Below are 8,063 nucleotides of genomic sequence, written 5' to 3' on the forward strand. Positions count from 1 at the left end.
TCAGGCCTCCGTGGCAAGAGAATACAAGACTAATTAAAAACTCTGCTTAACCAAGCTTCGAGAAAACCGCGGATAAAGTATCCTTGGCATCGCCGAATAACATGTTGGTGTTATCCTTAAAATAAAGAGGGTTCTCCACCCCGGAATAACCCGCAGCCATACTTCTTTTCAACGCAACGACCGATTTGGCATTCCAAGCCTCGATCACAGGCATCCCGGCAATCGGACTAGACGAATCCTCGAGGGCGGAAGGATTAACAATATCATTTGCACCGACTACTAATAAAACATCCACCTCGGGCAGGTCTTCATTGATCTCGTCCATTTCAAATACGATATCATAGGGTACATTAGCTTCAGCAAGCAAAACATTCATGTGCCCGGGCAGTCGACCAGCCACCGGGTGAATCGCAAAACGAACATTCACATCCTGCCCTCTCAGTGTCTCAGTAATATCTTTGACCACATGCTGAGCCTGAGCCACCGCCATTCCATATCCTGGCACGATCATGACTTCCTTCGCTTCTTTTAATTCCTCCGCCACCTCGTCCGCAGTGGTCTCGGTAATCGATCCTTTAATCTCCGATGCGGTAGCGGCACTGCCTCCGGCAGTTCCAAATCCTCCGAAAATTACATTTGCCAAACTCCGATTCATCGCCTTGCACATAATATAGCTGAGAATTGCTCCGCTACTTCCAACCAATGCCCCAGTAATAATAAGCAAATCATTTTTGAGCATGAATCCAGCCGCTGCTGCCGCCCATCCAGAATAACTATTCAACATCGAAACGACCACGGGCATATCCGCCCCACCAATTGCCACGATTAGATGGACACCAAGGACGAAAGAAATCCCCATGACAATTAATAGGCTGATCAACGCCTGATCGTGTCCCTGGTCGATAAACTGAGCACCCAGCCAAATAGAGGCACCAAGCATACCCAAGTTGAGCAGGTGACGACCGGGTAAAAGCATGGGCTTACCACTCAAGGATCCCCGCAACTTTCCAAAAGCAACCACAGATCCCGTAAAAGTAACTCCTCCAATAAACACGCCCAGTAAAATTTCAATCTCATGAATCAATTTATTGGTTCCAGTGAGCTCAATATCGCTCGGATCAATAAAACTAACTACGCCCACCAGAACCGCAGCCAAACCGACAAAGCTATGTAAAATGGCAACGAGTTCGGGCATTGAGGTCATCTCCACTCTCTTCGCAAGAACAGCACCGATCACTGCCCCACCAAGCATTAGGGGAATCAATAGTTTAAAATTTTCCACCTCGCCACTGGCAAATGTAGCTAAGATTGCCAGGGCCATACCAAGAATGCCATAGATATTTCCTTTTCGGGCGGTTTCCTGTTTGGACAACCCACCCAAGCTCAGGATGAAAAACAAACCCGAGACGAGATAAGCCATAGTGATCAGTCCTTCTGTCATTCCTTACGAAACATTTTCAACATTCGATGGGTCACCAAAAACCCACCGGCGATGTTAATCGTAGCCAAAAAGATCGCCACCCCTGCAATCCATGGATTGGAGCCGGACACGAAAAGCATTCCACCTATCACAATAATTCCACTTATCGCATTGGTTACACTCATTAAAGGAGTGTGTAAGGAGGGGCTCACATTCCAAACCACCATGTATCCTACGAAACACGACAGCACAAATACGGTTAGCTGATCAAGAAATTCACTTTCACCTTTCCAGCCCAAGGCCAGCAGAAGCACGCAGAGTCCGCCCAGCATTACTCCGGGAGAAAAGATCGATTTTTTTTCTACGATTGGCTTCACGACCGATGGTCCTTTTGGGCTTTGAACATGCACACTGACCTCCACTTTGGGTGGAGGCCAGGATATTTCACCTTCATCCAAAACCAGGGCACCACGAATAATTTCGTCTTCCAGATTAATAGTAAAATTCTCTGTATTTCCCAGTAAATTAACTAGTTTCACGAGGTTATTGCCATATAGACGGCTGGATTGTGATGCCAATCGCGAGGGTAGATCGGAGTAACCCAAAATAGTCACTCCATGGACAATCTTCGATTCTCCGGGCTCCGTCAGTTCGCAGTTTCCTCCTCCCTCCGCGGCCAGGTCCACAATGACTGAACCGTGCTTCATACTCTTGACCATGTCCCCGGTGATCAATACCGGAGATTTTTTTCCGGGAATCATCGCAGTGGTGATAATAATATCCACCTCTTCGGCCTGCTCGGCAAACAGCTTCATTTCCGCGTCGATAAATTCTTTGCTCATCACCTTGGCATAGCCACCCGAACCGGCACCCTCCTCCTCAAAATCAAGCATCAGGAATTCACCCCCTAGACTCTTCACTTCTTCCTTCACCGCGGGACGAGTATCAAAGGCCCGAACGATTGCACCCATATTACGAGCCGCTCCAATTGCAGCCAATCCCGCAACCCCGGCTCCAATTACCAACACCTTGGCCGGTGGAACCTTACCCGCCGCTGTAATCTGACCGGTGAAAAAACGACCAAACGCATGGGAAGCCTCGACCACCGCACGATATCCGGCCACATTGGCCATCGAACTGAGCGCGTCCATCGATTGTGCCCTCGAAATCCGGGGCACGCAATCCATCGCTAACCAATTAACCTTTCGTGCCCCCAGCGATTGGAGTAATTTCTCATTACGGGCAGGATAGGCAAAACTGATCAAAGTTGCTCCTTCTTTAAACAAGGTAACTTCTTCATCGGTAGGAGGATTAATCTTGAGAAGCAAGTCTGCTTCACCCCACAACGGGGAAGAGTCATCAATAAGAACAGCCCCCGCTTCTTCATAGAGTTCATCAGTAAAATTAGCCTGTTGTCCTGCACCTGATTGAACTGTGACCTGATAACCAAGCGTCATCAATGAAGCTACATTTCCCGGACTGATTGCTACCCGTTTTTCAGTCGGAAGGGATTCTTTGGGCACGGAAAGTTTCATAAGGGCAAGTTACATCTAATGAATTGGCTGAATGTAGAGGATCTGTAAAGACTAAGTTTACTACTGTCATTCTAATCCTTGCTTTCAAGGACTGAGCCAATCGATATTTACTGCTCGTCTTTTTTATCAAAATGTGAATAATGTTAACAAGTCAAGTGGGAGGACAAAGTTTCACAGGTGGAATACACGGGATTAGAATAAGTGAACAATCGTTCGAATGCTGGCTAAACAAACAAACAACGAACGAAAGAATTCCCTATGAGTGATGAAGAAAACAATGATAAGCCTACGGATAACCGTATGCGCTTTGACGAACTTGAACTTTCACAGCCTATTTTAAAGGCTGTTCAAAAAGCGGGCTATGAACACCCCTCCCCTATCCAGGAACGTGCGATTCCTCCGCTCCTTGGAGGATCCGATTTTATCGGTGTGGCCCAGACCGGAACCGGAAAGACCGCGGCGTTTGCACTTCCCCTGCTCTCCCGAATGGATGAATCAGTTAAAGGTGCTCAGATTCTTGTCCTCGCCCCCACCCGGGAGCTTGCCCTGCAAGTGGCGGAAGCAATCGAAGGCTTTGCTGAAAACCTTCCTAAATTAAGGGTGGTTGCGGTTTACGGAGGTACTGGTTACGGAGAACAAATCCGCGAATTTAAACGCGGCACTCAAGTTGTGGTCGGTACACCCGGTCGAGTAATGGATCATATTGAAAAAGGATACCTCAAGTTAGACAAACTTCAGGCTTTAGTCCTCGATGAAGCCGACGAAATGTTAAGTATGGGCTTCATTGATGATATTGACTGGATCCTCGAACATACACCGGACGATCGGCAAACCGCTCTATTTTCTGCTACTATGCCCAAGCCAATACGAAAATTGGCAGAAAAGCATTTAAACAATCCGGTAGAGGTTACCATCAAGGTAAAGGCGGAAAACTCTCCTAATATTCGCCAACAATTTATTAAAGTCAGGCAGCACGAAAAAAGAAATATGCTTCTCCGCCTGCTAGAAATTGAACGATTTGAAGCCATGCTTATTTTCTCGCGCACCAAAAACGCGACTATGGAAATTGCCGAAATGCTCCAGGGTAAAGGATATCTAGCCGAACCTCTCAATGGAGACATGCCACAGAATTTGCGCGAAAAAACGGTCGACCGTTTAAAGCGTGGAAAAATTAATGTACTCGTTGCCACCGATGTGGCCGCACGTGGACTGGATGTAGATCGTATCTCTCATGTGCTCAACTATGACGCACCCTTTGACCTCGAATCCTATACACACCGTATTGGGCGGACTGGAAGAGCCGGTCGTGAAGGGGATGCCATTATTTTTGTTACCAACAAAGAAACAAGGATGCTCAATGCGATTGAGCGTACTCTCAAAGTTCCCTGTCAGGAATATTCTTTCCCCACAAAGGAGGAAATGAATGAACGGAAACTGGAAGAATTCTTTGGTAAGATCGAAGAAAATCTCAAAGCCGATTTAGGTGATTATCGTACTGCTATCCAACGTTACCTCGAAGAATCCGGTAAAGATTCAATCGATGTGGCCGCTGCCCTGGCCCATTTAGAGGCAGGTAAACAAGGACTCTATTATGTGGATATGCCCCAACCTGCCAAGAAAAACTCCCGGGACAGTCGGTCCGGGAGAGATCGGGATAGTCGCGGTGGACGCGATAACCGTGGAGGTCGGGAAGATCGTGGAAGACGCAACGAACGAGAAGACCGCGGTGGTGCCCGAAGTGATTCCAACCTGCAAAGCTATCGCTTTGAAGTCGGGGAATTTCACGGAATCCAAAAAGGAGACATTGTCGGAGCGATTGCCAATGAAGTAGGACTAGACCCAAGAAACATGGGGAAAATTAGAATGTTCAAGGATCATACTTTTATGGATCTGCCTTCGGACATGCCCAACGAAATTATGACCGCATTAAAAACGGTTTGGGTTCAGGGTCACCAGTTAAATATTTCTAAGGACAAGGGCAGACCAAGACCGGACAGGGGTGGTGCTGGACGCTTTGACAAACGAAAGAAGTTTGGCAAAGGAGGCGGAGACTTCAAAAAGAAGTCCAAGAGCCGTTTTCGAGACTAATCTTAACTCAAACTATTTTTTCGCGGTAATCCATTGAACCGCATTACCTAACATATCCAAGTACTCCATGGTGGACATGGTGGAATTGTGATGCCCTAAAGTTGTCGAAAATATTCTACCTTTCCCATGGGTATTAATCCATGCACAAGCCTGCGGCTCATTAGGTTTTTTATCTTTCCCATTGTCTCCGTAAGCTAAAACCGTAGTTCCTTCGTAAACTTGTTGTACATTATACAACTCTCCTTCTGGCGTTAACCATCCATCGGGCATCTCCTTCATAATTGGATGATTGGCGTGCTTCTTCACTTTATTAACAGTGATAGCTGCCTTAGGACCATGACCTTTGGAACTGGCACCCAACATCTCCGTCCAGGCTTTCTTCTCTCCTTCTTTGGCAGGTATACTCCAATGATAGGAATGCATCGCACAATGTAAGGCAATTGCCGGCTTTCCAGCTTTGTGAATATCAGTAATGGATTTAACGAATTCAGCATCTTTTTCATGAGCAAAGCAGTGATTGTAAACGATATAATCATAACCATCTGCCCACCCTTTTTGACTCAACTTAGCCTTACTTTTTTTCTCATCCATTTCGAAAAAGATATCCCATTTAGTAGGCACACGCTCGTTGATTCCTTCACTAATAATATTTTTTTGGTTTTTATAATCATGGCAGCATCCCCCCGTGATCATAAAAGCGGACAATGGCTTTTTTTCACTATGATGTTTTCCAAAAAGTGAAAAGGAACTTAATAAAAGAGTAAGAATGAAGAATTTTTTCATGTATTGTTTGAAGTTTAAAAGGTGAAAACAATCGCTTACGCAAAACAATGACCCCATTTTTGACAAGCACTGAATTGCAATCCATGAAAATTTCATAAAATAGATCGGTGTAAAACTGGGATTTTCAAAACGCTATCTGAGAACGGAATCCCTCTTAAAAAAGTTCCCGAATTTTCTATTTAAGGATTGAGTACTGTCCTTCGCATTAGATTAATTAATAATCTATGAAAACCCCACCCGTTCTTTTCGCTTTTTTTCTTTGGAGTGCAATATTTTCCAGTGCTCAGATTGGAAAACTTAAAGTGGGAACTGCCTGCGTTAATATAAGCCCCACTGTTTTCCCCATCCAGTTACGATCCGGTAAATCAAGTTTTGTGCATGACCCACTCCATGTCCGAGCGGTCGCTTTCGAGAACGGAAAAGGCCGGGCCGTCATCTGCCTGATCGATGCCATTGGTATCGGGAGGGAAATGTCGGATATTGCCAAGAGCAAAGCTGCCAAAAAAACGGGATGGAAAACCGAAGAAATGCTTATTTGTGCTACTCACACTCATAGTGCCCCCAAAGGTGGATCCGGTATGCCTGGGCGCGAAGCTTACGAAAAACTCAAGCACGATAAACTCGAAGAAGCCATCGTTCTTGCCATTGAACGCTTGCAACTTGCTAAAATAGGTTTCTCCTCCGAAGACGAACCCTCTGAAGTACGTAATCGGCGCTGGTTTCTAGAACCAGGAAACATGCCGCCGAATCCTCTCGGTGAAAAAGACCAAGTCAAGACCAACGCCGGTCGCAACCACCTAGTCAGGCCAGCAGGGCCGATCGACCCTGAAATCTGTGTAATCGATGTCCGTAACTCCAGAAACAAGCCCCTCGCTTTAATTGCTAATTATGCCCTTCATTATGTGGGTGGTGTGCCCAAAAGAATTGATGATAAAGATCGGGAAGTTGGAATGGCTTCGGCCGATTACTTTGGGGAATTCTCCCGAATCATGCCCTACCGGATCGGGGGATCCAATCCACCCGCAGACTTCGTTGCCATGATGACTAACGGGGCCAGCGGCGATATCAATAACCTCGTTTTCACCGGTACAAGAGCTCCCCGATCCCCTTTCGAACAGATTCGTATCGTCGCATCCAAGACCGCAGATACCGCCTGGCGGGCGGTGAAAAAGATTGAGGCCTACGAAACGAAACCGGTCATCGCTACCCGCCAACGGGAAGTCAACCTACCCTATCGGGAACCGAACGAACGCGAGATCAAACTTGCTGAAGATCTTCTCCAACGCACAAGAAAGGAGCGGGACGCGATCAACAGCCGGACCACCTCAGTAGCCACAAGGGTAATCGAATATGCCAACCCCGAGCATCCCAGAACTGAACCCGTCCTAATTCAGGCCTTTCGCATCGGAGATCAGGCCATTGTCAGTATGCCCTTCGAGGTATTGGTGGAAATCGGTTTGGAAATCAAGAAGAAGAGCCCCTTCGAGCGGACCTTCCTGATTTCGATGGCCAATGGTGGCTATGGCTATCTTCCTCCACCTAACCAGCACAAACTCGGAGGCTACGAGACCTGGCTGGGGACTTCGCGCTTCCAGCCTCAGTCTTCCGATATCCTGATCAAGAATCTCCTTGAAATGCTTGAAGAGTTAAAAGGAATTAACTTCGAAAATTAGAGTTAGCAAAGTTGACAATGTAATTTTACTCCAATTAGAAGTTTTGAATGAAGTATTCTTTCTCAGGATCAATTTGGTTTGTGTTTTTGATTCTTACATTTTCCACTCACTTGGCAGAAGCGAAAATCGATTTCGTTAACCAAGTCAAACCCTTCCTTGAGAAAAAGTGTTTGGCTTGCCACAATCCAAATGTAACAAAGGGTAAGGTCGACTTCAGTTCCGCCGAATCCATCTTTGGCTCGAAGAAGGAATTGGTCATTCCCGGAGATGCCTATGCCAGTGAAATTTGGTTGGCTTCCACCTCAGACGATCCTAACGAACCTCCTTACATGCCCGACGAGGGCGAGCACCTGACCAAAGAAGAAGCCGATTTACTCGCCCGCTGGATCGACGAGGGGGCCGAGTGGCCGAAAGGATTGGTTTTACGCGAAGCGTCCAAAGCGGACAAATCCTGGTGGGCTTACCAACCCTTGACCAACTCTGGACTTTCCAAAATCGATTCCTTCATCGATAAAAAGCTCACCGAGGCGAACTTGCGACGCAATCCACCGTCAAACAAACGCG

Annotated in this window: 6 protein-coding genes; 3 read left to right on the forward strand and 3 right to left on the reverse strand. The window is 46.7% G+C overall.

Translation table 11 applies throughout. From position 1 onward, the window contains the following. Nucleotides 1-46: 46 nt before the first annotated feature. Both ACKPQ5_RS07395 and ACKPQ5_RS07400 read right to left on the reverse strand, forming a co-directional pair. Entirely contained in the window at nucleotides 47-1,441 is a 1,395-nt protein-coding gene (locus ACKPQ5_RS07395) for an NAD(P)(+) transhydrogenase (Re/Si-specific) subunit beta (RefSeq protein ID WP_407678462.1), read from the reverse strand. Beyond that, a complete protein-coding gene (locus tag ACKPQ5_RS07400; RefSeq protein ID WP_407678463.1) occupies nucleotides 1,438-2,955 on the reverse strand; it encodes a Re/Si-specific NAD(P)(+) transhydrogenase subunit alpha in 1,518 nt (505 codons plus the stop codon). Before ACKPQ5_RS07400 ends, ACKPQ5_RS07395 begins: the two co-directional genes overlap by 4 nt. Before the next feature lie 258 nt (nucleotides 2,956-3,213). Here ACKPQ5_RS07400 and ACKPQ5_RS07405 point away from each other — a divergent pair, with 258 nt between their 5' ends. Beyond that, nucleotides 3,214-5,043 carry a DEAD/DEAH box helicase gene (locus tag ACKPQ5_RS07405; protein ID WP_407678464.1) on the forward strand — a complete coding sequence of 610 codons (1,830 nt, stop codon included), beginning with the start codon at nucleotides 3,214-3,216 and terminating at the stop codon, nucleotides 5,041-5,043. A 12-nt stretch (nucleotides 5,044-5,055) separates the two neighbouring features. Here the strand turns inward: ACKPQ5_RS07405 and ACKPQ5_RS07410 are convergent, their stop codons facing one another. Continuing rightward, on the reverse strand, nucleotides 5,056-5,826 hold the full coding sequence (locus ACKPQ5_RS07410; RefSeq protein WP_407678465.1) for a ThuA domain-containing protein: 771 nt from the start codon (nucleotides 5,824-5,826) through the stop codon (nucleotides 5,056-5,058). Nucleotides 5,827-6,050: 224 nt separating this feature from the next. Here ACKPQ5_RS07410 and ACKPQ5_RS07415 point away from each other — a divergent pair, with 224 nt between their 5' ends. Together ACKPQ5_RS07415 and ACKPQ5_RS07420 are read left to right on the forward strand one after the other, a co-directional pair. After that, nucleotides 6,051-7,499, forward strand: a complete 1,449-nt coding sequence (locus tag ACKPQ5_RS07415; RefSeq protein ID WP_407678466.1) for a hypothetical protein — start codon at nucleotides 6,051-6,053, stop codon at nucleotides 7,497-7,499. Nucleotides 7,500-7,546: 47 nt separating this feature from the next. Beyond that, nucleotides 7,547-8,063, forward strand: a 517-nt coding sequence (locus tag ACKPQ5_RS07420; RefSeq protein ID WP_407678467.1) for a c-type cytochrome domain-containing protein, incomplete at its 3' end; no start/stop codon positions are given.

The sequence above is a fragment of the Candidatus Seribacter sulfatis genome, assembly GCF_964187635.1.
Taxonomy (GTDB): domain Bacteria; phylum Verrucomicrobiota; class Verrucomicrobiia; order Opitutales; family Seribacteraceae; genus Seribacter; species Seribacter sulfatis.